This window comes from Ferroacidibacillus organovorans, from assembly GCF_001642725.1.
GTDB classification, from domain to species: Bacteria; Bacillota; Bacilli; order Alicyclobacillales; family SLC66; genus Ferroacidibacillus; species Ferroacidibacillus organovorans.
The window spans coordinates 1-26,415 of sequence record NZ_LSUQ01000033.1 but is presented as its reverse complement, the minus strand read 5'-3'; the positions used below and the strand labels follow the sequence as shown (position 1 = coordinate 26,415).

Below are 26,415 nucleotides of genomic sequence, written 5' to 3'. Positions count from 1 at the left end.
CGTGGGAAGCATTACTCTCGACCGACTCCTCATGAAAGAGGCGGACATCCTGCCCTATGAGATGGTTCAGATCACGAGTGTCGCAAACGCCACACTCTGGAAGACGTACGCCATTCCCGCGCCGGAGGGCTCCGGAACCGTTTGTTTAAACGGTCCTCCCGCTCGCCACTTTCAACCGGGCGATCTGATCATCGTTCTCTCAATCGCGCAAATCACAGGCGCTGAGTATGACACGATCCATCCGCGCATCGTGCATGTCGACCACGAGAATCAAATCGTCAAGGTTGAGCGACATTCCCTTCACGCGTTGCGAAAGGACGGGCAAACGTGACCGGGCGTTCCTGCCCATCCTGAACGATGTGCGAGCTTGCGGGTGACGTCCGCGCGACGACGTTGCCGCGACTGACAACGAGTGTGCAAGGCGGTTGGCGGCGAATCATGTCAAACGCGTCTTCTGCGTCCAACAAAACAAAACTCGCAGGTTTATCCGCCGCGATACCGTACTCACACTCCACGCCAAGCGTGCGCGCCGCGCGCGTCGACACCATGCGAACCGTCTCGTCAATCTCTTCGCGTCCAGTCATATGTGACGCGTGAACCGCCATGTGGGCGACTTGGAGCATACTTCCTGTTCCGAGCGCGTACCACGGGTCAAGGATGTCATCGTGACCGAGTGAGACATTAACCCCCTCGCGCCAAAGTTCCTTGATTCGCGTCACCCCTCGCCGCGTAGGATAGTGATCGAACCGCCCCTGGAGCGTGATGTTGATCAGCGGGTTTGCTACAATATTAATCTCCGAACGCCTGAGCAAACGCATCAGCTTTGCAACGTACGCGCCGTTATAAGAATGCATGGCGGTCGCGTGACTCGCCGTCACCCGCGATTTGAGCCCGTGCAGTAGTGCGAGGTACGCGACCGTTTCCAAGAAGCGTGACTGCTCATCATCGATCTCGTCACAGTGTACGTCCACCATCCGGTCATACTTTTCTGCGAGTTCAAAACACGTATGCAGCGAGGCAACGCCAAGCTCCCTCGTATACTCAAAATGCGGAATCGCTCCGACGACATCCGCCCCTAAGCGGAGCGCCTCTTCGAGCAATTCGGCGCCGCCTGCAAACGATGGGATGCCCTCCTGTGGAAACGCCACGATTTGCAGGTTGATCTGCTGAGCGACTTCCTCCTTCACCTCAAGCAGCGCCTGAAGCGCCGTCAGTTTAGGATCGGTCACATCGACATGCGTGCGAACATGAAGTATCCCCTGAGCCATCTGCCAGCGCAGCGCCTCGTGCGCGCGCAACTTCACATCCTCGCGCGTCAGGGTTTGTTTTCGCAAAGACCACACCTGAATGCCTTCAAACAGCGTGCCACTCTCATTGAAACGCGGTTGCCCCGCCGTGAGCACAGAGTCAAGATGAATGTGCGATTCGATAAATGGTGGCAACATCAACTGCCCTGCCCCATCGATTACCTCGCGGGAATGCGCTTGGATGGTCTCGGCAATTTGCGTGAACGTCCCGCGTTCAATTCCCACATCAAAATGGCCACTGCGCCCGAGCAGGCGCACATTGCGAACGATCGTATCCACTTGTATTCCACCTTTATCTGTCCAATCCACAGGATTGTGGTAACCTTAGCATATTCGAAAAAAGGCTGACAAGCTCTATCTATTCGTAGTATAGTGAGTCGAAAACGTTCAGAGGAGGGAAGTTTGTGGGAGGTCACCATGTCATTCGCTATGTCGTGCTCGCCATTGTGGTCGTAGCCGCGATTGTTTATTTTGCCGTTCGAAACCGCAAAAAGTAATCGATCAACGGATACCCTTATAATGATAAAAAGAGCGGGTAAACCTGAGGGAGAATCTCACGTTTACCCGCTTCTCTTCGTGTTACAACTTCTCTCAGTTCGGAAACGCAGGCGATCCGCTCAAGAGATCGTGCGCAAGCAACCTTCCCGCCAACACGTGTCCTGCCGTATTCGGATGCCACGCGTCCGCCGCGTACATTTTATAGTTTTGATGATGGCTTGCAATGTACGCTTTCATTTGATTGAACACGTCAAATACCGAAACTTCGCGCGCCGGATACGAGTGCGCAACTGCCAATTCTGTGCTTACATACTGCGCTTCTGATACGCGATTGACCGTATAAGAGGCGGGTGTCACAGGCGGTGTCACGACCCAGACTGTCTCGTGGTTCGCAATCGCCAGACTGATCTCTTGGCGGATGGTGCGAGAAAAAACAGAGAGCGGCGTTTTCGCAGTCGCGTCGTCGAGCATCCCCCACGAGATCAGCAAGACGTTCGGATGAATCGCCTTGATCCACGACGGGAGCAGCGGGAGTGCTGCCTCCGCCGTTTCACCCTCTACAGCGTGATTGACAAACGGAAGCGCGTGATGGACACCTTTTGCGTAACCAGCAACCCCTCGCGCCAGATACCCGCCCCCCGTTTTATCGTCCCATCCTTTGGCGACGGACGAACCGATGGCCATGACTCGAATCGGCCCTTTAGGGAGTGCCTTTGGCTTGCTCACACTGCGATGCAGAGCGTAGGTGAGATGCCCCCCTACGGCAAAAAGTAGAATTACCGCGAGAAAGACGCCAGCGATAACCCGATTTCTGAGGATTCTCTGATGTCTGCGCCTCAAGCGATTCATGAGCTTAAACTCATCCGGGCAATCTCCTGTTCGCGCAGGCGATGGCGTTGCACCTTGCCGGTAGGACCCGCCGGAATCACGTCAACCAGTTTAATCTCCGCAGGTTGTTTGTAAGGCGCCATATTCTCTTCGCAAAGCGCTTTAAGCTCTGCCAAAAGTTCTTCCTGTTTGCTAAATTGATCCGGAATGATGTACGCAGCGACGCGTTCACCGTGAATCTCATCAGGGAGGCCGATCACGGCAACACCTTGCACACGGCTGTGTTTTCTCAGAACATCCTCCACTTCGCGTGGGCTGATTTTTTGTCCTGCGCGGTTGATCATCTCTTTGCGGCGTCCTGTGATAAACACATAGCCATCCTCGTCCTGATACCCGAGGTCTCCTGTCATGAACCAGCCGTTGCGAAAACTGTCACGCGATTCATCGCCTGAAGCGTATGTCTTGATCAAACGGTCACCTGACAACGCAATCTCACCCACCTGATTGGGCGGTAACGCCTCACCCTGTTCACCTGTGATGCGCAGATTGATCGCTCGCGGAATCCCCACCGATCCGTATTTGCGGCGTTCAGGCGGCAGCGGATTGACGCACACCTGGCTCGCTGCTTCCGTCATTCCGTAGGATTCAATGATCGGGATGCCAAACTTGTTTTCAAAGCGATGCGCGTGCAGTTCAGGAAGCGGCGCGGAGGCCGAGCGAATAAAGCGAACATGGTCTGCCGGTGAGCCGCAGCTCTCCGTCTGAAGCAGAATCGAAATCACCGCAGGAACAGCAGAGATCCACGTCACGCGGAAGCAAAAGACAGTCTCCCAAAAGCGCGATGCGCTAAACCGCTCTTCCAAAACGAGCGTTCCACCAGACAACAGGGTAGAAAGCAGCCCAACCACTTGCGCATTGATATGAAAAAGCGGTAAAAACCCGTAACACACATCTTCACTCGTCAGATGATGAGACGCGATGACTTCATCGGCTGTCGCGTGTAACAGTTCGACCGGGAGAAAGACGCCTTTAGGACGGCCTGTCGTTCCTGAGGTGAAAAGAAGGACACCATGACTCGACGCGCCCTCTGCGCGAGAAACGGCGCGACGGTGCTCCGTCACGACACTGTTCGGCACATTGGTTTTTGCTTGTGTAAAACACTCCAAATGAAATTGACCGAGTTCATCACACGAAATGGACGCGCGCATCAAGCCGTCCATTTCGTACGCCGGAGCGGTTTCTGTATTCAGTTCAAATTGAACGTCTCGCATCCCGCGACTCTCGATCACGCCGCGCGCGGCCGACTCTTCTAGAATGCGATTCAACTCAACGCGCGTAGCCTGCGGATTGACAGGAACAACGGTAGCCCCATACATAAGAATGCCTAGATACGCAACAATCCACTCGTAGGAATTCGGCGCAGATAGTACCACTGGATCTGCTGGGTGAATTCCAGATTGATCGAGCGATACCATGACTTTCTCCACATCATAACGGAGTTGATCTGTGTAATACCAACGATTTCGATTATAGATGACTTTCTTCCCTGATACTTTGAGTTGTTCTCTCACGCGGTGCATGGCATGCATCGATGGTCCCCCTCCAAAACAAGTCATACACATACAATGCACCCAAAGTCTTAAATCCATCTTAAAATTGATGAGTGAATATTCCCCTTTCCCATAAAGGATGTACTAAAAGGGAGAGGGAAAAATCGCAATCGGTTTTAAGGCAACTTTAAACCTGGCGCGATACGATGGCGTCTGAAGAAAGGAAGTGAATGTACCTGTGTCAACTGCGAAGGAGCATCTCTACGAGATTGACCTTATGCGCGCCCTGATCATTCTTGGCGTCATCTGTGTACACGTGATCTCATTCTTTAACTTATTTACAACCCAAATGACGGGCGTCAATTTACGTAACGACGTCGCACTTACTGCGCTTCACTTCACGAGGGAAGCCTTCATGTTTATCACGGGACTCGTTCTATTTATCACGTATTATGGAAAGCCGTTTAAAACAAAAACGTTTCTCGGAAAACGATTGAAATTGATCGCGATTCCCTATTTTGCGTTTACGCTTCTCTACATGTTGTTTACGCAGACCTATATGCCTACGCCGCATTTAACGTTGCCACTGTTTTTGGAAAACTACGGTGTCGCACTGCTGACGGGCAATCAGTTTTTCCTCTATTATTTATTGATCTCTCTGCAGCTCTACCTCATATTCCCGTGGCTGTTACGATTTATCAAGGCCACAGAGCGGTATCACGGTCTTGTGTTTGGGATAAGTTTCGCGCTTGAAATTGGTCTGATGTGGTTTAATAAATTTTATCTGCAGATGCCTGCAGGATTGCATCTTCCAGGACTCCTTGGCCTGTTGGTAAACTATCGTGACCGTATCATCATCACGTATCAATTCTGGTTTATTGCGGGCGCCTTGGTCGCCGTTCACTATCCTAAAATCAAGGCAATACTGCAGAAGTACGCCCGATTTATACCTTGGATCGTTTTGTTCAGCCTGTTTGGCATTGGAGTTCACGTCGCGATCGACCGCTTGATTCAGCATCAAGATGAGTCGCAGACGGTGCTCGTCTTGCAACCGCTTATGATCCCTTACAGTTTGCTCGCAACCGTTACGCTGTGGTCGATTGGAATCGCCTGGTCGCGCGTGCGCCTTGATTCCCGGTTCCGGCAAATAAGCCGCCTGATCAAAACCGCAGCAGCTGCATCCTTCGGCATCTTTCTGATTCACCCGTTCTTTTTGCACCTCGTTCAATACACGATCTATCGCCTTCACCCGACGGCCGCAGAACGCGTTTGGTTAACGCCTGTCGCCATCCTGATCGTCTATTTCTCAGCGATGATCGTCGCGCGGATTGTCGCACGAATTCCTTACCTCAGCTATATTGTCGGCCAAAAATCGACATGGTATCCGCAAAAGAAGTTGCCCATGCAAAGGGGGAACGTACGTGAAAACACCGCTTCCTAGTCAAGAAAACCTGCTCGCGCGCCTCGATCGAATTCCGCTCATTAAGCCGATCGTGCGGCTTTTGATACTGCTCGCGTGCGTGTGGCTCGCCGAAGCGTTTGACATCGGCATTGTCGGTCCTGTCATGGCTGTGCTAAAGAGTGCTTGGCATCTAAGCGTAGCCGACCAAGCTTGGCTTGGCATCTCCTCAACGCTTGGTGTCGTACTCGGCATGATTCCTGCAGGCATGCTCGCCGACCGCATCGGAAGAAGGCGTGTGGTGATCGTCGGCATTCTCGTCTTCTCTGTCATCACCGTGCTCGGGAGCTTGGCACAAAGTCTCAGCCAACTCCTGATCATCCGCTTTCTTGCAGGGCTCGGCGAAGGAGCGGTGTTGCCGCTTCCCTATCTCTATCTTGCAGAGTTTGTTCACACCAAGCGGCGTGCCGTCAGCGTTGGAATCGCAAACGGCGTGTTAACCGCCGCTTATCTTTTGCCAAACCTTGTCGGTTCCTACGCCATTCACACCTACGCGTCGTCCATGGCGTGGCGCCTGCCCTTTTTACTGGGCGCAATTCCGCTGTTCCTGGTGGCACCGCTCTACCTCTGGTTGCCCGAAAGTCCGCGCTACCTGATTAAAAAGGGGCGGATCCTCGAGGTCGACTCACTTGTCACTCGTTTGGAGGATGCAGCAAGACTCCCGCACGATACGTCGCTTGTCAATCCGCGCGCGGCTGCCGCGCTTAGCCTTGAACGCGCAGAAGAGACACGGCTGATTCATGTGCTGCGTCGTCCATTTCTCACGCGCGGTCTGATTACGACTGGGCAGTTGACCGGAGCGCTTATCCTGTTCTACATCCTGCTCGTCTATGGCCCGACGCTGCTCGTGACACGCGGTTTTGGAACAGGCACCGCCGTGTTACTCACCGGGATTATGATGGCGATCGCAGGAATTGGCTCGATCATCCAAGGCTTGCTCTCTGACCGCTTTGGGCGAAAAGCGATCCTCTCTATCTATTTTAGTCTTGCGGCGGTGGGATGCGTCCTCTTTGCCGCATCTGTGAACTGGTGGATCACCGCACTCGCCGCTTTCTTGAGTTCATTCTTTGGGCTCGGTGTTTTTCCTGTCTCTAAACTCTTGGTTGCAGAGCAGTTTCCGACGCACCTGCGAGGTATGGGGGTTTATTTGAGTGAAATGAGCGCGCGCAGCGTCAGCGGGATCATCACGCTCGCGTTTTTACCCTTCGCACTCGCGCAGTTTGGCAGTTCAGTCATCTTCATCGCCATCGCAGTCATCCTGATCGCTTTCATGATTCCTGTCTGGCTTGCGGGGCGCGAAACCGCACGCATCAGCGTTGAAGAGGCAGGCGCAACGTCGCTGGCGGCACTCGCCCGCGAGATGGAAGGGAATCGCATGAAAGTTCAACCGATGCCCTGACAAATCTCTTATGCTGACGAATCCCCCCTTTTGTGCTATGTTGAAGAAGGGAGGGCTTGCGATGCGTGTCTTGATCGTTGAGGATGAAAAAAAGCTGTCGGAGGCACTTGTCCGACTCCTTGTTGAAGAGGGGATCTCTGCCGATGTAGCGTATGACGGCGAAGACGGTTACCTGCTCGCTTCTTCTAAAATCTATGATGCGATTATCCTTGACCGCATGCTACCAAGCATGGATGGTTTGTCTGTTCTCTCCAAGTTGAGAAAAGCATCCGTACGCACACCTGTCCTGATGTTGACTGCGCGCGACGGCATCCCCGATCGTGTGGCTGGGCTGAACGCGGGCGCTGACGACTATCTTGTAAAGCCGTTTGCGACAGAGGAATTGATTGCGCGAATTCGCGCACTCCACCGCAGGCCGGCAGAGCTTATCACGGATGCATGGTTGCAGTGTGACAATCTTCGCTTTGATCCGATCGAACGAACCTTGATGACACAAAGTGGTGAATCTGAAAAACTTTCTCCAAAAGAAGCGCAAATTCTCGAATTACTTATGAAACATCACGGCCAAGTGTTGACGCGCCGCCAGTTGATGGATAACGTGTGGGGTTACGAAGCAGATGTGCTAGAAGGTGTGCTTGATACCTACGTGCACCACTTGCGCAAGCGATTGTCGCTGTTTCAGGGACCGGCGATTCAAACGGTGCGCGGCGTAGGATACAGTCTGCGCGGGTCGCGCCAGAACTCAGGGACTGGGACATCCTTGCAGATGGACCGGTAAAGCGATCGCGTCGTGAGCGCGTGGATGGATGTCTTATCAATTTTGTATCAATGAAACGGTAAAGGCGGCGTTCATGTGGCGTTTTGGAGTGACAGGAGAGATCCTTATCGCGCCGTGCGCCTTAAACTATTCGGAATTCAAGTCGGGGCGCTCCTTGCGATTTGGCTTATTTTACTCTCGATCGTGTACGTCCTGATGTCAAGCGAGCTCTACCGCGTCCTCGATTCGGAACTGCGACGCTCCGCCATCCAGGTCATTCAGTCCTATGATCGCAGCCATCTTTCTGCGCAAAGCGTGAACAATCAAAGTGACTTTGGTGCAACATTCAGTCTGTGGCAAATTACAGGCGCATCCTCGACAATGTCCGCCACATATATCGATGGAACACCTTTTATCGATGTTCGAACCGTATACCACAATGCGTTAACGCATCCATCTGGTTATTCCACAACCCTTCAAATAAACGGGCAACCCTATCGTATTTTTGATGCGCTCGTCAATTTGAAACACGGCACTTATCTGATTCAAGTCGATCGCTCTGTGGGGCCGACACAAGTCACCCTCTCAAGTCTTATCTCTACGCTTATCATCGCAGGCATGGCCGCTCTAATCCTGACGCTTATCGGTGGGTTGATCCTTACAACCAGAAGCATGACGCCACTCCTCGCGTCATGGCGCCAGCAGCAGCAATTTATCGCAGACGCTTCTCACGAGTTGCGAACGCCTTTTGCCATCATTCGCAGCAACCTCGATGTACTCCTCCATCATCCTCACCATACGATTGAGAGTGAAATGACCTACTTAGGAAATGCGTATGAAGAAGTAGAGCGAACGTCAGCGCTACTTGAAAACCTGCTGACGTTGGCGCGCGCGGACAGCCACGAACAGATCCTTAACCTATCGCCCGTTGCGCTTAGCGATCTTGCCAAAGACGTTGTCGAATCCACGCGCCCCCTCGCAGAATGGCAGCAAAAGTCGATCACGCTAAACGCCCCGGAAAACCCCTGTATGGTGATCGGCGACGCGGCGCGTCTGCGCCAACTCATGCTCATTCTGATTGACAATGCGTTACGCTATTCAGATGCGGGCGCGTGTGTCGTCATCTCCGTTTCGTGCGATACGACATCGTGTGAACTGCACGTGCAAGATGACGGCATTGGCATCCCCCAAAACCTGCTTCCACGCATTTTTGACCGCTTCGTCCGCGCCGATCCAAGCCGCCATCGCGCAGAACAAGGCAGCGGACTCGGTCTCGCCATCGCAAAATGGATTATTGAAGCGCACAAAGGGCAAGTGTTTGTACAAAGCAAAGAAGGACGCGGAACGACGTTTACCGTCATTTTCCCGTCCTGAGACTAGAATCTACGCTTTTCCTATTTTGCCAATGTTCCCTGTTCATCGTGTACTAGCGTACCCTCGCACCACGTGTTGCCCCAGCGCTGCACTTCATCCATGACGTACTGCAAACCCTGACCTTTTGGCGTAAGTTCATACTCAATGCGCACCGGTGTTTCAGGATACACATTTCGCTTTAGAATGCCTGACGCTTCAAGTTCTTTAAAACGCTCTGCCAACATGCGATCACTCATATGAGGAATCATCTCTGAAATGTCCTTGAATCGTTTAGGTCCGGAGAGAAGCACGCGAATAATAAGACCTGTCCAGCGTTTCCCCAATAATTCAAAGGCAGCTTCAAAGCGAGGACAAAGATGTTGATCTCCCATCCTGTATCGCCTCCTTTTTCCATCATACCATAGCTACTTAGAAAAGATAAGCGTTATAATCATGAACTTTCTTCACAGTTTAGCAAAATATCCCGCAAAAAGGTCAAAAATTGCGCAGGACGTTCTGCGTGCACATGATGACCCGCATGTGCGATCACGCACTGCGTTGCCCGAGAAAACTGCTTTGCAAGATGTGCACCTGACGCGACGTATCCGGTGTCAAACTCCCCACTCAACAGCGAAACGGGCGAGCGAAACGCACGTATCTTAGGCCATTCTGGTTCTCCAAAACCTTGCGACATGCCCGCCATGCTGTGCGCGACACCCTCCGGCCACTGCGCGCGCTTGCGCGCGAAAAGTTTTGCATACTCCGCCTCATCCATGTTGCGCTGCGACGAGAAAAGCGGCATCCGTTGCCACGCCTCAAGAAACGCCGGAAAGTCGCGCGTGATTTGCTCAGCCCGTGCCAGATCCAGTTGCAACCTTGCCATGCGATCTTCCTGTCGCTCAATTCCCGGTGATGCGCTTTCCAAAATAAGATGCCGAATCAGCGACGGCATGGCGAGAGCGACACGAAGCGCGAGCCTTCCCCCCATAGAATAGCCGATGAGAATAACCGGTTCGTTTATTTTTTGAAGAAATGCGGCAAGATCGGCGACCTGCTCTTCTACAGCATACCGCACGCGAGGGAGATCCGTTTTCGTTTTTCCGTGCCCCAGCAGGTCGAGCGCGATAGAACGGTGCGTCTTTGCTAATGCCTCCATAAAAGGGAGATATTCTTCAGCCGCACCCAACCATCCGTGCAACCAGAGCAGAAGCGGGCCTCGCCCAACCGCAATCCCTCGATACATCACGCCGCGCAGTGACACGGAAAACGTATTCACAGCGAACCTTCTTCGCGCTCACGCTCAGGTGGTGCGAGCACCTTATGATGCAGTCGCGCATTCTCTGCTCGATCCGTATCAATTTGAATCAACGTCAAGTCATTTCGCGTCAACCCATCGCGCAGTGCCAATCGAAAATCATCCCAATCACGGGCGCGCGTGTAGTGCGCACCGTAGAGCGCCGCGGTGTGTTGAAAGTCTCGCCCATGCGGCGTTTCAAAGTAGGGAAAAACATCCTGCTGCGTAGCCTGAGAAAGCATTGAAAAGATGCCTCCGCCGTCATTCTGTACAAGCACGATGACCAGCGGTATGTGATAGAGGCTGGCTGCGAGTAACCCGTTTTGATCGTGGAAAAAGGAGAGGTCGCCAATGACGAGTACCGTTTTCTCTCGCAAATAAGCGGCAGCTCCAATTGCGCTTGAGACAACCCCATCGATGCCACTCGCGCCGCGGTTCGCAAAGACGCGCAACCGCGTCGCTGTAATAGGGAAAAAGCTATCCATGTCGCGAATCGGCATGCTGTTTCCAATATAGAGATTAGTGTCATCTGGCAAGAGGCGCGCCAGTTCAGGAAAGATCTGCCCTTCAAAGAACGGTTCGAGCTGTTCCATACGCTCGCGCATGCGTTCTTGACAGGCACGATCAAGACGAATCAGTTGATCAGCATAGGCAAGACGCGCATCACGCACTTCTGCCGTGTCACCTATGGCGGAGTTCAACGCTTCACAAAAGCTTGCCGGATTCGCTTGAATCACATCCGTCGCACCCTCTTGCGGGTCGCTCCAGAGCATATTCTCATCGACCAGGATCTGCGGCTTCTCCTGCCAGGATAAAAGCGCCTGCCCTACCGTTTTTGAGGTGACCGCTCTCCCGAAACGAAGAATCACATCCGGTTTGATCTCGTCACGCGACGCATCGTCCGCGCGCAGCCACACATCCGCGTGCGCGAGTACAGGAACCTCTGGATTGCCGCTCGTGCGATGTCCCGAGAGTGGATCCGCGAGAATGACTGCCCCCAGTTTCACCGCGAGTTTCTCAACGGCAAGCGCATCCGTTGTCGGTTGAGGGCCACTCACGATCAGAATTCGCCCTGCCAGCGCGATCTGTCCCAAAACGCGCTCGATGGCGCGCGGCGCCGGATGCAGTACACCCGTGTAAAAAGAGAGCGGCACACGCTTTGTATCCACATCGCGCGGCGGTAACAGAGGCTCGCGCAACGGGTAGTTCAGGTGAACAGGTCCAGCTGGACTCGCCATCGCTACGGCGACCGCACGCGTCGCCGCGACGCGCGCGTGCCTGATAAGTATGGGCGAATCTTCCGCTGTCGGCAGTTCGTACATCCACTTTACGTGAGCGGAAAAAAGGTGCGTTTGCCGAATGGTCTGATTGCTCCCCTGTTCGCGCAGTTCAGCAGGTCGATCCGCCGTGATGATCAGCAGTGGTACGCGTGAAAAGTAGGCTTCAATGACCGCAGGGAGGTAATTGGCGACGGCTGTTCCTGATGTGCAAACGAGCGCCACAGGCTCGCCACTGCGCTTGGCGAGACCATATGCAAAAAAACCGGCAGAACGCTCGTCAAGAATGGTGTAAATCTCTAACCCGGCCTGCCGCGCCCCGGCGATCGTGAGCGGAGTCGAGCGCGAGCCTGGAGAGACGCAGAGATGCCGCACCCCGGCCTGAACCAGTTGATCGACTAACGCAACGACCGGCTTTAAGTGTTCTTCACGACTCACGCGGATCCTCCTTCGCGTTTTTCTCTTCAGACGACAGACAGAGCGCTCGCTTCATCACCTGCATTTTAAGCGTTGTCTCACCCTCTTCACGGATTGGGTCAGAATCGGCAACTAAACCAGCACCCGCAAATAAGTAGGCGCGATCGTCTTTCACAAGAGCGCTGCGAAGCGCAACAACCATCTCTCCCGAACCATCCCGCTCGATAAATCCGAGTGCGCCCGCATACCACCCGCGATCGACCTCCTCACGCTCGCGAATCACGCGAAGCGCCTTGGCGCGCGGCCAACCCGCCACCGCTGGCGTCGGTTGAAGACGCGCAGCCACGGAGACGATCGTCACATCCCGCAACGCCTCTGCGCGAACAGGTGTGTAGAGATGCTGCAGATTGGGCAAACGCCTGAGCTGTGGATCTTTGTATGTCGGCTTCGTCGCCACCCCTTCAAGCGCACTCTCAATCCCTGCAAGCACAAGGCGGTGTTCATGCAAATCTTTTTTACTCGCGAGCAGCGCCTGTCCAGCCTGTTCATCCTGTTCACGATCCGCGAACCGCGGCGCCGTACCCGCGAGACAATCAATATACAGCTGGCCTTTACGCATGCCAACGAGCCGCTCAGGCGTCGCGCCCAAAAACACATCCCCTCGCCACGCGATGCCAAAGACTGTGGAACTCGGGTGGTCGTACGCGAGGTTTTCTAATGTCGCGGCAAACGCGGTCACGCGATGCGTTACATCCATCATGCGCGCGTGAACCACCTTCTCATACGATCCTTTGCGCATGTCTTCGGTCGCCTGTGAAACGAGCGTACGATACGCCTCATCGATGCCCGCTTCAGGCGCTTGCGCCTCGTCGATGCGCAAATCCCCGAGACCACTGCCGCGCCGACGCACCGTGCGCTTTTGCGTACTCAATTCAAGCAGCTTGCGCAGCGCCTGCTCCGTTGATTTTTTCACATCGCGCAGCGTGTCGTTCTGCCCCACGCGCAATGTAACTGTGAGGTAGGCGCGCGCCGAAGTTTCACGTTCGATAGAAAACATTGGAATCGCCAGAAGGACATCTGGCCAGCGCTCCCACGGCGTCCCCCGCTTTCGCGAAGCGTCAAACGCCGTGCCAAGAAACGCTGCCGTGCGTGCAGTTTCCCCTGTGATAACCTCCTGAAACAGCCGTACGCTCGCCGTCGACGCGCGGTCAAAGGCGCGCGCGCCCGAATAGATTTCAAGCGCCGTCTCACCGTACGTCGCTCGCTCCAAACCGTTTGGACCGTCGTGCCAATACGTTGCAAATTGCGCATCTTTGAGCCCCATATCAACAACAGAAGCCAGACTGCCTTCAAACGTAATCGGCACAGATGCAGAAACCATCACACTGTGTCCCTTGCGTTTCGCCTCTGATGAACCTTTTTGTAAGAGAGGCTCGAGAAGCGCATACACCTCTTCGACAGTGACATGATGAAGGGTTAAAACCATAACCGCATCTCCCTTTTTAACAGCTTCCCAGCCGCGTTACGCGGAAGTCGGTCCACGACGAGAAGTTGCTTTGGAACCTTATAGCCAGCCAGCTGCGCGCGGCAAAATGAAAGGAGCGCCGCTTCGTCATAAGGCGCATGAAGTGCCAAGACGGCGACTGGAACCTGCCCATACGTCGCGTCGTCGCGACCAACAACTGCCGCCTCAGCGACAGACGGGTGCGTAAGAAGAACGGCCTCTACTTCAGCGGGGTACACATTCTCCCCGCCGGAGACGATCAGATCTTTGCGTCGATCGAGCACATAGAGATACCCTTCTTCGTCGAGATACCCAATATCGCCCGTGTGAAACCAGCCGTCTTCCGCGAGCGCACTGCGCACCTTTTTTTCCTGCCAATATCCAGCGCACAATGTCGGCCCTTTGATCTGAATCTCTCCAACCCCGTTTGGCGGACAGTACTCCCCACGTTCATCGACAATGCGCACAGTCGAACTCATCAGTGGTTGCCCTGCCGAACCTACGCGTGAGGAAACCTCCGCCGGGCGCAATGTCGCCACCTGTGAGTTTGCCTCCGTGAGTCCATACGTCTGCACAACCGGGACGCCGCGCGCGATGCACCGCTTTAAAAGCGGTGCAGGCGCTGGGCCTCCGCCTAGAAGCACAACGCGCAGCGCCGCAGGAAATGTCACCTCATCGTCCATCATGCGCAGAAGCGTCGCCGCCACCACGGAAACCATCGTGATATCTCCTTGCAACAGTCGCGCGCGATGCGCCGCTTCATCAAAGCGATCTTGTAAAACGGCGGCCGTACCATAGATGATACTGCGCATGAGCACCGCTTGCCCGCCGACGTGAAACAGTGGCAAGGCCGTCAACCAGCGATCCGTCGGGAGCATCCCGAGGCGCAACGCCGAGGCGACAGCACTAGCAAAGTGATTGCCGTAGGTGAGAAGCGCCCCTTTGGGGCGTCCCGTCGTCCCGGAGGTATAGATGATGCTCTGCACATCCGATAGGCAGATAGAGTCCGGCGCAAACGCGCGCTTCCCTTCTTTCATTTCAACCTCACATCGCCACGCGCGAACATGCGAAAGCCGTTCACAGATCGCAATACGATGCACTTCATGCGCCTCGTCACATAGCAGTGTGCGCGCCTCGACATCGTCTACCTGCCACACCATCTCTTCAAGTGAGAGGCGGGCGTTTATCGGCACAGTCACCGCGCCGAGATAGCGCAGCGCGTGCAGCGTGATCGCAAAAAGCAGTCCGTGCGCCATGAGCACCGCGACGCGCTCTCCACGCGTGACGCCGAGTTCTGCCAAAAACGCCGCCCGCGAGGCGACGCGCTCCGCCAGTTCACGATAAGAGACCGGCTGACCCTCGTGCTCAATCGCGAGAGTGTCCATGTGACGCAGCGCGTAAAGCCAGTCTTCGACTCGTTCGTCCGTGACGCCACTTCCCGCGCCGTCTGTCCAAACCGCCTCTTTTTCGCAAATCACTCGTTCACTCATCATGCGCGCCGCCTAAGGCAAACGTGGAAACTTCGAGAAGTCAGGTTGGCGCTTCTCTAAGAATGCATTTTTCCCTTCGCGCGCCTCTTCCGTCATGTAAAACATCATTGTCGCATCGCCCGCCATCTGCTGCAGCCCCGCCAATCCGTCCGTATCCACGTTGAACGACGCTTTTAAAAAGCGGATCGCCATCGGCGATTTTTCAAGAATCTCCTGCGCCCACAAAACCGCTTCCTCTTGCAGTTTGTCAACAGGCACGACTTTGTTCACAAGTCCCATGTCGTACGCTTCGTGCGCGTCGTACTGCCGGCATAAAAACCAGATCTCTTTCGCCCGTTTCATCCCGATCGTGCGCGCAAGGATGCCTGTCCCATACCCCGCATCAAAGCTCCCGACGCGCGGCCCCGTCTGACCGAAGCGTGCATTCTCCGCCGCAATCGTCAAATCACACACGAGATGAAGCACGTGACCGCCGCCGATCGCATACCCGGCAACCGCCGCGATCACCGCTTTTGGCAGCATGCGAATTTGCCGCTGCAAATCAAGCACGTTGAGGCGTGGAATCTCGTCATCTCCGACGTAGCCGCCGTGCCCCCGCACGCGCTGGTCGCCCCCAGAGCAAAACGCGAGATCGCCTTCTCCCGTCAAAATGACAACGCCCACCTCATGGTCATCGCGCACCCGATTGAACGCATCAATCAGTTCGCTCACCGTTTTCGGGCGAAAAGCGTTCCGCACCTCCGGACGATTGATCGTAATTTTCGCGATTCCTGACGATGTTTCATAGCGGATATCTTCATATTCATGAGCAGTTTTCCAATGCAAAACGCAGCACCCCTTTACGTGACGTGACACACAGAATGTGACCCTGATTTAAATTCACGGTACAGACCGGTCAGTCTGTTCGCCCCAAGTATAACAGACCAACAGGTCTGTTGCCCGCGCAATCGTGGAGTTTTTTTGAACTATGCGCACCGCCATCACAAAGAACGACTTTTCACCGCTTCTAAATTTTGCTATGGTATGTCCCGAAGGAGGACGTCATACTTGAATTCATTCCGCAGCACCTTATGGAATCTCTTGCGACCTAAAACGCTGACCGCGTCGATCACACCTGTCCTCGTCGGAACTGGCGTGGCGCTTTTGCACCATCCGCTGCGCACATCCCTTTTTCTCAGCATGCTCATCGCGTCGATGCTGATTCAGGCGGCGGCCAACATGATCAACGAATACTATGATTTTGTGCGTGGACTCGATTCAAAGGAGATGACTGGGATCGCCGGGGCAATCGTGCGCGACAACATGTCACCGCGCACGGTCGTCTTGATCACCTGGGTGACCTTGGCGATTGCCTTTTTACTCGGCATCTACATCTGCGCCAGCACCTCGTGGTGGGTTGCTGTCTTTGGCGCCGCGTCGATGCTTTTTATGTACCTTTATTCGGGTGGTCCAAAGCCGATTTCGGCGACGCCACTCGGTGAAGTGACAGCCGGCCTCGCGATGGGTCCAGTCATCATTCTGATTGCCTATTTCATACAAGTCGGCCATTTGTCGACCGTCGCCTGGTGGGTATCCGCCCCGGTTGGGCTGCTCATCGGCGCGATTCTCCTCGCCAATAACCTTCGCGATCTCGAACATGATCGCCCAGGCGGACGCAAAACGTTGCCGATTCTGCTTGGCAAAGCGCGCGCCATCAAAGTGCTCGGTGCAGCGTTTGCGCTCTCCTATCTCATTCTCATCGCGCTCGTCCTCACGCGCATGCTCCCGCCGTGGGTTCTGTTGTCGCTTTTGAGTATTCCGCTGTCTTCACGCGTACCACGCGCGTTTAAGGCCGCTACAACGCGCGATGAACTTCAAGCAGCTTTTGAGAACACGTCAAAAACGCTGATCGCATTCGGCTTTCTCCTTTTCATCGGCCTTCTGATCGCGCGCTTTACAACGCGATAAAATACGTAAAACCGTTGCTGTTTAGTCCACGGTGCGCATACCCGTATGCACCAGCGTCAAATGAATATTCACATTTCGCAAGGAGTCTGCGCGCAATTCAAGATTGTTAAGGAGCTTTTGTCTCGTATTAGGGGGCCAGAGCATCAAGGCTCCCCGATAGACCTTTGGAGTGATATTCAGAATGTCTGCATGATGCATGACGCCGGTGCGAAACGTCCGGCGAACATCCCTTTCAATCACACGCTCAGCCAATGTGATGATTTCTTTTTCCGCGCGTCCTTGCCCTTCCTGCGCGAGATCCACAGGACCGCTGATTTTCAAATCATAGGTCCAATGATGCCTGCGTTGCATCGGATGAATCTCAACGTGAAGATGGTGTATGTAAAGGATGACTTGTTCCGTTGAACCCGGTGCTGGAGGCAGGAACAGTGGAACTCGCGTCCCACCGGTTCGCGCCCAGAACACCCCGAGCATATCGCGGTGCGATAGCCACCCCATAAACCTCTCATGACGAAACACACCAACTGTTGGGAGCAATAATTCATCATAAGGCTTATCCTTTGATTTAGGCCAGTGCACGTCTCGTTGGTGATTCAAGGCCATTTGAGGCAAAATGGCAGACCCCACAGGCTCATGTAAGGCTCTCTGCCATTCATTCAACCGTACGGAAGGAACCACGTAACCGAATTGTTGCACTCGTTTCGGATTCGCAACGTAATAATAGAGTGGATTATTTTCTACAGGTAAATTCGCAGTGAATAAATTTCCCATGGTATCTTTTGTCCCATAAACCCATGACGTATACCGCACCTCCCGATAGCGAGTAAGCGCTTCGATCACTTCTTTATAGGGACCGCGCAAGACATTCTCGTGGAGGATCAACAAAGAAAAATGGGACCACGATACCCGTTTGGGACTGGAGGGATAGATGGCGTTTACCGCTTCGAGGAAACTCCTTCCTGTTCCATACACCACCCAAAGCGCGCGCGAAGTCTCGCCAGTCGATTTTGATTCCTCAATCCCTGACTTTGTCGGGTCGATGAGCCCTAGCCAAATTTTATAATGGCCGTGATCATAATCGACGCCCAAACTGTGCACGTAGGCAATATTGTCCAGATCGGCAGAGTCCCAACACCCTGTCAGCAAAAGGGAAAGAATCGCACAAGCAGCCAATTTCCACACTGCGCTCATTCGATGGGATAGAAAATTCATCGATCCGAGCGTTTGCGCGTTTGAGATTGTGCTGCACTTTTTTTACGCATGCGCGTCCACTTGATTCGAATGATATAATCTCTCCAATCTTCCCAAATGAATGGTGAAAATGGCGCTAGATAGGACACCCCCAGTGGATTTAGACTCGCCATGTGTCCAATCAGGAGAATTGCACCGATGATAAGACCCACATACCCCATGAAACTGGCCATAATCAAAATTACCATTCGTACAATCGTGATCGCATTGGCTAATGTATAGTTAGGGACAACATAGGTGCTAATGGCCGTGATTCCTACGACTGCAGTCATACCTGCGCTCGCAATGCCCGCTTTTACCGCGGCGTCCCCAACCACCACAGTGCCAAGAAGGCCAATCGTCTGACCGGCTGCGCGAGGCAAACGCAACCCAGCCTCGCGAAACAGTTCAAAAAGCCCCAGCATAATCATTGCCTCAAGCGGCGTAGGAAAAGGAACGCCTTTATGGGCGTTGATCAGGGAGATTAAAAGAAACGCCGGAATCGTATCCTGATGATATTCGGTAGCTGCAACGTATCCGGCAGGGAGAAACAGTGAAATAAATAATCCTATCATACGTAAAATGCGAACAACGACTACAAATGGAAAACGATCATTGTAATCATCAGGCGCCTGTAAAAGTTGCATGAGTGTCACCGGTGCAATCAACACGGTGGCAGACGTATCCTGAATCATTCCGATTCGTCCTTCTGATAAGATGGCAGCCAATTTCGAAGGACGTTCCGTGTAATCAAATTGCGGAAAAATCGTGAATTTACGATCCTCCAGGAGTTCCTCCAAATGTGCGGACTCCGTCAATTCGTCTACCTGTATAGCATGCAATCGCGCCTGGAGTGTGGAAACCAATTCGGGTGACGCCGTATCTTTCAGATAGACAAGCGCAACGCGGGTGTGAGTCAAAGTACCAATCTCGAAGAATTCACACACTACGCTTGGCGTAGGCATTCTCATTCGCAAGAGTGCCAAATTTTGCATCACGTCTTCCACAAAGCCATCGTGTGCGCCCCGAATCGCTGTCTCCATTTCTGGTTCATCAGGGGAGCGAGAAGGCTTTGCAACTTGTTCCACCACTAAGGCGCCTGGCCACCCGTCCAGAAAAAAGATACCCGTGCCGTGAAACAGCAACGCCAGTACCGTTTTCCACTGCTCATAATACGTAACTTCGGGGATACGCATGCGTTTCACGACATCAACGAATTTCCTCTCCACACATTGTGCCAACAAAGGTTCTAATTCTCGAAAAAAGGTCTTACTCACTTGTTTCAGGTCTGTCGTTCCCTCCATATAAAGGAACAACGAGTTCTGCATGTTTCCCCCAACATCCCACACCATGGAAACGGCTTTGATATCCTGACAGTTGGAGAGAATGTGATCCCTCAGCCACGATTCATTCTCAGATAGCGAGGCTGAAATGAGAACGCTTGATTCACTCAAGTTGGATGCCTCCAGAAGAGCGAGATCGTTGAAACCAAGAGCCAATTCCCAGCAAAAGAAACACCACGACTTCCATTCCGCCCTCGATCGAATAATACTGGCTGCGAAGCCACACTTTCGTATGCACGTCGATGGGCAGCAAAACAAGGATGACGGCCAGCGATGCGATGCCGATCATGTGAGGAAGGCGAATTTTTATATTTTTTACCACCTGGCCTGTGATAAAGAGAAGAACCATGATGCGACCAGCGAGTCCCACGGTCCATTGGTAAAGGGCAAAATAATCCAGTCGCTCGATATATTCACCAAAGGTCAATAAGCGCCACCCACCAAACGCAGGAAAACGAAGATGCGCTGCCTCGTAGGGACCGTACTCCGCCAGAATGCCCATGACCAACCCTACTGAAATGACCGCGAGTATCCCCAGTGTCCACATCCACGGAGCAAGCGACAACGCATTCTTACCTTGGATTTGATGATAAAAAAACAAGATCATCAGAAATTCGCCCATAATGGGAAGCGGAAGCATGACGCCGCGAGCGATTGGTAAGAGGCCATGCTCCAACAGGGGAAAGAGTAGACCATACTGCTTCACGGGAATCGTCCCCACGGTATTCATTACTCCAAAGATCATGATAAATGGCAACAAAAAACCGACTGTGACCGCAATGGTTCTCAAGCCGTGGCGGGCAATCCATACACAGGATGCGACCAAGGAGATCACTACAAGGGCAGGGGGGACGCCGGGCAAGAATACAATTCCTACAAACGATTCCCACGAGTCTAAGCTTTGCGCAAGCGAAATAATCACATAGAGATCAGCGAGTGCGATCAGCAGTGGCAGCGTCCATGGCGGGATGCGTTCGATGGGCGACCGTGTGGGACACAGACGCGCAATGAACCAAATCGCGAGCCATATTCCTATCGCAATCGGAATGCAGACGAGTTCCACCATCCAAGCATCACGCCCTGCGGTTTTCAAAAGAAACGGCACTAACTCAACGTGGATAGGCAGTGCAAGCGAAATAATGATAAGCATGGACGCTTGCATGATCGTGATCGATTCACTTTTTTTGACTTCCATTCGCATGTCCCCGCCGATTCCGTCAGGAATAACCTACGCAGGAAGAGAATTCCCCATAATCGCCGTTTTAATTCCAGGCTCTACCTCCACGTGACATTGACAATGGGGTCATTTTCCATCCATGACGGTGAGCGTTTGCTTCACGGAACATCTTCATTTGTCGCTTGACACCAGAACGCAAAAAAACCAGCGGAAGTTTATTCCGCTGGGGTTGCTGACGCGTGAAATGAATTATGCCTTAGCGCCAGAGCTTACCGACCAGTCGTGCGTCGCAGACCCTTCCAGGAATTTCTCCACATCCATCGCCGCCTTGCAGCCAGATCCTGCCGCCGTGATCGCTTGGCGATAGTGTGAATCCATCACGTCCCCACACGCAAAGACCCCATCCACACTCGTGGCAGACGTCGAACCGACCGTCTTGATATAACCCACCTCGTCAAGCTCAAGCTGACCCTTTAGAAACGCTGTGTTCGGGTTGTGTCCAATCGCTACAAAGATGCCATCCGCCGGCAACACGCGTGTCTCACCCGACGCGTTGTCCTTTACCTCAAGCCCTGCCACTTTCCCATCTTCCATCGCCACCGCCAGCGGGGTCACATTCATCACAAAGCGAATCTTGTCATTCGCGTGTGCGCGATCCTGCATGACCTTCGATGCGCGCAACGTGTCCCGGCGATGGACAATCGTTACCTCAGACGCAAACTTCGTCAAAAACGTCGCTTCTTCAAGCGCCGAGTCACCGCCGCCAACGACGAGAATCGGTTTCTGGCGATAAAAGAAGCCGTCACACGTTGCACACGTCGAGACGCCGCGCCCCATCATGTCAGACTCATTCTCGATGCCGAGCAGCTTCGCTGACGCACCCGTTGAGATGATCAACGCGTCCGCCTCGTAGACATCGCTCTCATCAACAGTCACGCGAAACGGGCGCTTGCTTGTATCGACATCGGTCACCCAACCAGAGACAAAGGTTGCGCCGAATTTTTCCGCCTGCTTGCGCATATTGTCCATCAGTTCCGGCCCCATGACGCCGTCCGGAAATCCCGGAAAGTTTTCAACCTCCGTGGTGAGCGTCAATTGCCCCCCTGGTTCGTTTCCCTCGACGACCAAAGGGTTCAAATTGGCGCGCGACGCGTAGATCGCGGCCGTGAGCCCGGCAGGACCTGTCCCTAAAATCATCACCTTTTGTTTCTTTTCCATCATTAAATTCTCCTCCCACGCGGCGTCGCTGTGCGCTCGCTGATCACTGTGATCTACTATAACGCAGAAAAAAGCCAAAAAAAAGCGCGCAGGGCGCCCCCCCACACATCGCATGGCTGGAAAACCAAGCACGTCGACGCCTAACTCAGTTGTCCAGGCAGTGTGCGCTTTGCCGCATCGAGTGAAGATAAGATCGTAATGTTCAATTGTGTTGCCAGATCGATCGCGTACGGCGCTACCTCTTTACCGGTTGCGTCTTGAAAAACGCGCACCACAGGTCTTCCCGGAATGTTCTCATGAAGCTCGACGACGATCGCGTTGCGACCGTCGCTCAAGTGCACCTCAGAACCGATCGGAAACATCGCAACGCGCTTACTGAAAAGTGACACGATTTTTAGATCAAACTCCGAATCCGCCCGACTATAGAGAAACTCCATAGCCTCACTCGGCACAATCCCGCGCCGATACGGGCGGTGCATAATCATCGCGTCATACACATCCGCCACGGCAATGATTCGCCCAAAAAGATGAATCTCATCGCCGCGCAGACCGCGTGGATATCCTTTCCCATTCAGACGCTCATGGTGCTGAAACGCGCAGTGTGCAATTAGATAGGAGAGTTCCGGCTGTTTTGCCAAGAAGTTGTGTCCTAATTCTGCGTGCGTCTGCATCAGTTTATATTCGTCAGCGGTAAGCTTGTCCGGCTTGTTTAACACTTCAGTCGGAACGAAAATTTTCCCAATATCATGAAGCAACGCGCCGAGTCCGAGATCGAGCATCATGCTGTCCGACAGAAAAAGCGACGCGCCAATGAGCAGCGAATAGATAGCGACGTTCATGGAGTGCACATACGTCACATTGTCATACCCTGCGAGCGATGCGAGATCTTCTTTGATAATCGTCGTATGCTGAACGGTTTGAATCATTTGCTTGACTTGATCGCGCAGCGATTTTGCAAAGAGTTTGCTAGACGTCGGTCTCTGCACACTCAAGGTTCTCTGAATCATGTCCCACTCACTCGCCAGTGTCTGCTGCATCTGAAAGCGAAGTTGCTCTGTAATGACCTGCGGAATCTCAATGCCTTCAGATATCTCGTCATCAATATATATAGAAGCATATCCGTCTTTGATTTTATCAATATAGCGATCCTTGAGCGAAACCCCCTTCTGAAGAAGGACGCGGCCCTGTCCATCATAGAGGCTTCGCGCGAGAATCATGCCGGGCCGAAGAAGCGCAGTCGAAATTTGACGCGGCACGCAAGGTTGACCTCCCGATGATCCATCATTTCATACTGTCCATACTATAGAGGCAAATCCCACACATTGTCTATCCTTATTTTTACAAGCGTAAAAACGCATAAGGACCGCGATAGATTCCGGTCTCTGTAATGATCGCCGTGATCAGTTCATTCGGTGTCACATCAAACGCTGGATTGTACGCTGCCACGCCGACTGGCGCAATTCGCGCGCCGCGAATCACGGTCAATTCATCCTCCGGTCGCGTCTCAATTGGAATTCCCGACCCTGTCGCCGTCACCGGATCAATCGTTGACGTGGGCGCCGCCACATAGAATGGAATCCCGAAATGGCGCGCCAGAACTGCCAACCCCATCGTTCCGATCTTGTTTGCCGTATCCCCATTGGCCGCGATGCGATCCGCCCCGACCACGACTGCGCGCACCAATCCTTGCGCCATGACCGTGGCCGCCATGTTGTCGCAGATCACCGTGACATCAACGCCCGCCTGCAACAACTCCCACGCCGTCAAGCGCGACCCTTGAAGGTACGGCCGCGTCTCATCCGCATACACCCGCAGCGCCATCCCGCGCTCCTTGGCGAGATAGAATCCGGCAAGCGCCGTTCCATAGCGACTCGTCGCAAGCCCCCCTGTATTGCAGTGCGTCAAGACCCCCATGCCCTCTTCATAGAGTGTGAGCAGATGCTCCCCGATCTGTCGGCACGACACCTCGTCTTCCGCCTGGATCGCGAGCGCCTCTTCACGCAGTCCGCGCACGATTGCGTCCACACTCACCTCACGCAGCGCGAGCGTGCGAAAGGTGTCCATCATCCGCGACAACGCTCCACTCAAATTCACCGCAGTCGGCCGCGACGCGAGCAACAGCGCTTGGGCGTCCATAAGGACTTCTTCCAGTCTCGCAGGTGTCTCAGAAAAGTGGCGACTCGCCTCAAGATAAAATCCGAACGCGCCCGCCATCGCAATCGCCGGCGCGCCGCGCACCACCATCGCGCGAATTGCTTCCGCCGTTTCCTGCGCATCCCTTGCATCCACGTAAACGAGTTCCTCAGGTAACATCCGCTGATCGATCAGCCTTACATCCTCTTCCCTCAGTTCTACCGGTCGCACGTCGTGCACGCTAAAATCCCTCCGCATCATGATATCAAGCTATCATAACACGAAGGGAAGCTCTCACTGTAGCCAAGCATCTCCGCGCAACATCACGTGGCTTTGCACTTTGTGTCATGACACAAAATCGCGTGACGTAAACCCCGCCTAACCGAACTTGTACGTGATTCCGTGGCCGCCTTTTGGATACACCCACGAGATATTGTGTTCTGGACAGCCGATGCGACACGTTCCGCACTCAATGCAGTTTTCAAACGCGACAGACGTCATTTTCTCTACCTCGTGCCAGTCATACACATCCGCCGGACAGAAATGCGTACACTCCTTTGTCTTGCAAGCGAGACATGTTTGCTGGTCGTCGATCACGAGGTGCGACGTTTCATCCACTTTAAAGCGAATGGTGTACAATCGATCCGCGACTCCGTTCATCCGTTGATCGCCCTCCAGCCTTTGTATCCCAGTTTCAGGAGATTCATGGAGCCACCCGTTGCGTTCTTAATTCCGCGCAGTGCCTTGCGCTGTTTCTCCGCTTTTGAGACGCCATCCACCAGAAGCATTTGATACGCCGCCTCATTCACCGCGTAAGGCAGCTTGTCAAACATGATCGTCGGATCGACATCGCGCAAAAGTGCGTGCATGCCTTGGTATTTTTTCAGGTCTTTGTGCACAAACGACGCAGCGATGCGGCGGTCATACCCGGAGAGCCCTGCCTTCGAGTAATCTCCGCGCTGGTGCGCCTCGACGATCGCCTCCCCCGCAAATCGACCGGATGTCATCGCGAGATTCGTCCCTTCGCGATGCACAAAATTGACCAACTGCGCCGCGTCACCACAGATCACCCAACCGTTTCCGCACAGGGAAGGAATGCTGTGATACCCGCCTTCCGGAATGAGATGTCCCGAATACTCCTTCGTCTCTCCGCCTTGCAGGAGTCGCTTCAGCATCGGATGCGCTTTGAGGCCCTCCAGCACTTGGTAGGGTTTAATCTTCTTTTTCTTTAAATCGCTGACCATCACCCCGACGCCAAGTGAGATCGACTCTTGATTGGTGTAGAGAAAACCGAGCCCCGCCATGCCGTGCGTCTGCCCGATCAGTTCAATCGTCACGCCTTCATTGCCTTCGAGATTAAAGCGGTCTAGGATTTTCTCCTTCGGTAGCGCAATCACCTCTTTCACCGCGAGCGAAACCTCGTCCGGCGCCCACTCGCGGTGAATGCCGAGCGCTTTACCGAGCAGCGAATTGACGCCATCTGCGACAACCACCACACTCGCGTACAGATCGCCATCCTCGCGGTCTGTGCGCACGCCGACGACGCGGTCACCTTCGCGAATCAGCTCCGTCGCCACCGTCTCGTAAATGGCCAAAGCGCCAGCCTGCTCTGCTTTTCCCGCAAACCACTGATCAAACTTGACGCGCAGCCCCGTCCAACAGTTGCTCGGCTGCTTGAATGCCTCATTGCGATGGCCGAACGTAACGACCGACTGTTCACCGAGCATCCACATCCGCTGTTCGATGATCTCCCGCTCAAGCGGCGCTTCCTTCCAGAATTCCGGGATGATATCTTCGAGTTGTTTGCGATAAATGACGCCGCCAAAAATGTTTTTTGCGCCGGCAAATTCGCCCCGTTCCATTAATACTACGGAGAGTCCCGCCTTTGCCATCGTAAAGGCGGCGGCGCTGCCCGCAGGGCCTGCGCCGACAACGATTGCGTCAAAATGCTCGTTCGCCATTTCTAAGTCCACCTCTCCTCAGGCACTGCACGCTACACCGCTTCTCCACTGACCGCCTCGTGTGTCTTACGATCCAGTGGAAATGGAAGACCGCGGCGTGCAATCACCGTTTTCGTGAGCGCAGGGATGATCTCAAAAAGGTCACCGACGATGCCAAAGTTTGCCACGCGAAAAATCGGCGCGTCCGGGTCTTTGTTGATCGCCACGATCACGTCAGAATGCTGCATGCCGACAAGGTGCTGCACCGCACCCGAGATTCCCGCCGCGATGTAG

Annotated in this window: 23 protein-coding genes and 1 pseudogene; 6 read left to right on the top strand and 18 right to left on the bottom strand. The window is 53.8% G+C overall.

The genetic code is table 11. The annotated features are described in order from the left end of the window. Positions 1–331: aspartate 1-decarboxylase (locus AYW79_RS10475; protein ID WP_067565339.1), on the top strand; the 331-nt coding region annotated here is incomplete at its 5' end. Here the strand turns inward: AYW79_RS10475 and codA are convergent. The 3 genes from codA to AYW79_RS10460 all read right to left on the bottom strand — a co-directional run bounded on the left by codA (position 279) and on the right by AYW79_RS10460 (position 4,222). After that, positions 279–1,586, bottom strand: coding sequence for a cytosine deaminase (codA, locus tag AYW79_RS10470; RefSeq protein ID WP_156481813.1), 1,308 nt, complete (start codon positions 1,584–1,586; stop codon positions 279–281). The genes AYW79_RS10475 and codA overlap by 53 nt on opposite strands. A 312-nt stretch (positions 1,587–1,898) precedes the next feature. Next, positions 1,899–2,654: an SGNH/GDSL hydrolase family protein gene (locus AYW79_RS10465; RefSeq protein ID WP_067565333.1), complete on the bottom strand. Its 756-nt coding sequence runs from the start codon at positions 2,652–2,654 to the stop codon at positions 1,899–1,901. Further along, positions 2,651–4,222 carry an AMP-binding protein gene (locus AYW79_RS10460; protein ID WP_067565330.1) on the bottom strand — a complete coding sequence of 524 codons (1,572 nt, stop codon included), beginning with the start codon at positions 4,220–4,222 and terminating at the stop codon, positions 2,651–2,653. The genes AYW79_RS10465 and AYW79_RS10460 overlap by 4 nt, the downstream gene beginning before the upstream one ends. 199 nt (positions 4,223–4,421) lie before the next feature. Here AYW79_RS10460 and AYW79_RS10455 point away from each other — a divergent pair, with 199 nt between their 5' ends. The 4 genes from AYW79_RS10455 to AYW79_RS10440 all read left to right on the top strand — a co-directional run bounded on the left by AYW79_RS10455 (position 4,422) and on the right by AYW79_RS10440 (position 9,172). Further along, positions 4,422–5,624, top strand: coding sequence for an acyltransferase (locus AYW79_RS10455; RefSeq protein WP_067952924.1), 1,203 nt, complete (start codon positions 4,422–4,424; stop codon positions 5,622–5,624). Continuing rightward, the gene (locus AYW79_RS10450) at positions 5,605–7,041 is read left to right on the top strand and encodes an MFS transporter (RefSeq protein ID WP_067565327.1); all 1,437 of its coding nucleotides are present in this window, start codon (positions 5,605–5,607) and stop codon (positions 7,039–7,041) included. The genes AYW79_RS10455 and AYW79_RS10450 overlap by 20 nt, the downstream gene beginning before the upstream one ends. 61 nt (positions 7,042–7,102) lie before the next feature. Continuing rightward, positions 7,103–7,819: a response regulator transcription factor gene (locus tag AYW79_RS10445; protein ID WP_067565325.1), complete on the top strand. Its 717-nt coding sequence runs from the start codon at positions 7,103–7,105 to the stop codon at positions 7,817–7,819. 75 nt (positions 7,820–7,894) lie between these two features. Then, complete coding sequence (locus AYW79_RS10440; protein ID WP_067565323.1) at positions 7,895–9,172, top strand: sensor histidine kinase; 1,278 nt, start codon at positions 7,895–7,897, stop codon at positions 9,170–9,172. A gap of 20 nt (positions 9,173–9,192) precedes the next feature. Here AYW79_RS10440 and AYW79_RS10435 read toward each other — a convergent pair whose 3' ends face one another. Genes AYW79_RS10435 through menB form a run of 6 tightly spaced genes read right to left on the bottom strand, consistent with a single transcriptional unit; the run spans position 9,193 to position 15,958 of the window. After that, positions 9,193–9,543 (bottom strand): winged helix-turn-helix transcriptional regulator, encoded by a 351-nt coding sequence (locus AYW79_RS10435; protein ID WP_067565320.1) that lies wholly within the window; start codon positions 9,541–9,543, stop codon positions 9,193–9,195. Positions 9,544–9,602: 59 nt separating this feature from the next. Further along, positions 9,603–10,427 (bottom strand): 2-succinyl-6-hydroxy-2,4-cyclohexadiene-1-carboxylate synthase, encoded by an 825-nt coding sequence (gene menH / locus AYW79_RS10430; RefSeq protein ID WP_067952926.1) that lies wholly within the window; start codon positions 10,425–10,427, stop codon positions 9,603–9,605. Then, positions 10,424–12,160, bottom strand: coding sequence for a 2-succinyl-5-enolpyruvyl-6-hydroxy-3-cyclohexene-1-carboxylic-acid synthase (gene menD, locus AYW79_RS10425; protein WP_067565318.1), 1,737 nt, complete (start codon positions 12,158–12,160; stop codon positions 10,424–10,426). Before menD ends, menH begins: the two co-directional genes overlap by 4 nt. Then, the gene (locus AYW79_RS10420) at positions 12,150–13,625 is read right to left on the bottom strand and encodes an isochorismate synthase (protein ID WP_067565315.1); all 1,476 of its coding nucleotides are present in this window, start codon (positions 13,623–13,625) and stop codon (positions 12,150–12,152) included. Before AYW79_RS10420 ends, menD begins: the two co-directional genes overlap by 11 nt. Continuing rightward, complete coding sequence (menE, locus tag AYW79_RS10415; protein WP_197460939.1) at positions 13,616–15,133, bottom strand: o-succinylbenzoate--CoA ligase; 1,518 nt, start codon at positions 15,131–15,133, stop codon at positions 13,616–13,618. The genes AYW79_RS10420 and menE overlap by 10 nt, the downstream gene beginning before the upstream one ends. Before the next feature lie 12 nt (positions 15,134–15,145). After that, on the bottom strand, positions 15,146–15,958 hold the full coding sequence (menB, locus tag AYW79_RS10410; RefSeq protein ID WP_067565312.1) for a 1,4-dihydroxy-2-naphthoyl-CoA synthase: 813 nt from the start codon (positions 15,956–15,958) through the stop codon (positions 15,146–15,148). Between the two features lie 222 nt (positions 15,959–16,180). Here menB and AYW79_RS10405 point away from each other — a divergent pair, with 222 nt between their 5' ends. Next, entirely contained in the window at positions 16,181–17,080 is a 900-nt protein-coding gene (locus AYW79_RS10405) for a 1,4-dihydroxy-2-naphthoate polyprenyltransferase (protein ID WP_231877799.1), read from the top strand. Positions 17,081–17,101: 21 nt separating this feature from the next. Here AYW79_RS10405 and AYW79_RS10400 read toward each other — a convergent pair whose 3' ends face one another. The 9 genes and pseudogenes from AYW79_RS10400 to AYW79_RS10360 form a co-directional block, all read right to left on the bottom strand. Beyond that, positions 17,102–18,292 carry a Ger(x)C family spore germination protein gene (locus AYW79_RS10400; protein ID WP_082806674.1) on the bottom strand — a complete coding sequence of 397 codons (1,191 nt, stop codon included), beginning with the start codon at positions 18,290–18,292 and terminating at the stop codon, positions 17,102–17,104. Continuing rightward, entirely contained in the window at positions 18,289–19,764 is a 1,476-nt protein-coding gene (locus tag AYW79_RS10395; protein WP_067565306.1) for a spore germination protein, read from the bottom strand. Before AYW79_RS10395 ends, AYW79_RS10400 begins: the two co-directional genes overlap by 4 nt. Further along, positions 19,757–20,848, bottom strand: a complete 1,092-nt coding sequence (locus tag AYW79_RS10390) for a GerAB/ArcD/ProY family transporter (protein WP_067565303.1) — start codon at positions 20,846–20,848, stop codon at positions 19,757–19,759. Before AYW79_RS10390 ends, AYW79_RS10395 begins: the two co-directional genes overlap by 8 nt. A gap of 231 nt (positions 20,849–21,079) precedes the next feature. After that, positions 21,080–22,051 (bottom strand): thioredoxin-disulfide reductase, encoded by a 972-nt coding sequence (gene trxB, locus AYW79_RS10385; protein WP_418251490.1) that lies wholly within the window; start codon positions 22,049–22,051, stop codon positions 21,080–21,082. Positions 22,052–22,188: 137 nt separating this feature from the next. Continuing rightward, on the bottom strand, positions 22,189–23,304 hold the full coding sequence (locus tag AYW79_RS10380; protein ID WP_067952932.1) for an HD-GYP domain-containing protein: 1,116 nt from the start codon (positions 23,302–23,304) through the stop codon (positions 22,189–22,191). An 82-nt stretch (positions 23,305–23,386) separates the two neighbouring features. After that, complete coding sequence (gene mtnA / locus AYW79_RS10375) at positions 23,387–24,442, bottom strand: S-methyl-5-thioribose-1-phosphate isomerase (protein ID WP_067565296.1); 1,056 nt, start codon at positions 24,440–24,442, stop codon at positions 23,387–23,389. A 117-nt stretch (positions 24,443–24,559) separates the two neighbouring features. After that, a complete protein-coding gene (locus AYW79_RS10370) occupies positions 24,560–24,841 on the bottom strand; it encodes a ferredoxin family protein (protein WP_067565293.1) in 282 nt (93 codons plus the stop codon). Then, positions 24,838–26,142: an FAD-dependent oxidoreductase gene (locus AYW79_RS10365; protein WP_067565290.1), complete on the bottom strand. Its 1,305-nt coding sequence runs from the start codon at positions 26,140–26,142 to the stop codon at positions 24,838–24,840. The genes AYW79_RS10370 and AYW79_RS10365 overlap by 4 nt, the downstream gene beginning before the upstream one ends. Positions 26,143–26,174: 32 nt before the next feature. Further along, positions 26,175–26,415, bottom strand: a pseudogene (locus tag AYW79_RS10360) (FAD-binding protein); the annotation flags it as partial.

Coding starts and splice junctions, on each gene's coding strand:
- AYW79_RS10390 (WP_067565303.1), bottom strand. CDS start 20,848: ATGGAAGTCAAAAAAAGTGAATCGATCACGATCATGCAAGCGTCCATG.
- AYW79_RS10370 (WP_067565293.1), bottom strand. CDS start 24,841: ATGAACGGAGTCGCGGATCGATTGTACACCATTCGCTTTAAAGTGGAT.
- AYW79_RS10365 (WP_067565290.1), bottom strand. CDS start 26,142: ATGGCGAACGAGCATTTTGACGCAATCGTTGTCGGCGCAGGCCCTGCG.
- trxB (WP_418251490.1), bottom strand. CDS start 22,051: ATGATGGAAAAGAAACAAAAGGTGATGATTTTAGGGACAGGTCCTGCC.
- AYW79_RS10460 (WP_067565330.1), bottom strand. CDS start 4,222: ATGCATGCCATGCACCGCGTGAGAGAACAACTCAAAGTATCAGGGAAG.
- AYW79_RS10420 (WP_067565315.1), bottom strand. CDS start 13,625: ATGGTTTTAACCCTTCATCATGTCACTGTCGAAGAGGTGTATGCGCTT.
- AYW79_RS10435 (WP_067565320.1), bottom strand. CDS start 9,543: ATGGGAGATCAACATCTTTGTCCTCGCTTTGAAGCTGCCTTTGAATTA.
- AYW79_RS10400 (WP_082806674.1), bottom strand. CDS start 18,292: ATGAATTTTCTATCCCATCGAATGAGCGCAGTGTGGAAATTGGCTGCT.
- AYW79_RS10465 (WP_067565333.1), bottom strand. CDS start 2,654: ATGAATCGCTTGAGGCGCAGACATCAGAGAATCCTCAGAAATCGGGTT.
- menE (WP_197460939.1), bottom strand. CDS start 15,133: ATGAGTGAACGAGTGATTTGCGAAAAAGAGGCGGTTTGGACAGACGGC.
- mtnA (WP_067565296.1), bottom strand. CDS start 24,442: ATGATGCGGAGGGATTTTAGCGTGCACGACGTGCGACCGGTAGAACTG.
- AYW79_RS10445 (WP_067565325.1), top strand. CDS start 7,103: ATGCGTGTCTTGATCGTTGAGGATGAAAAAAAGCTGTCGGAGGCACTT.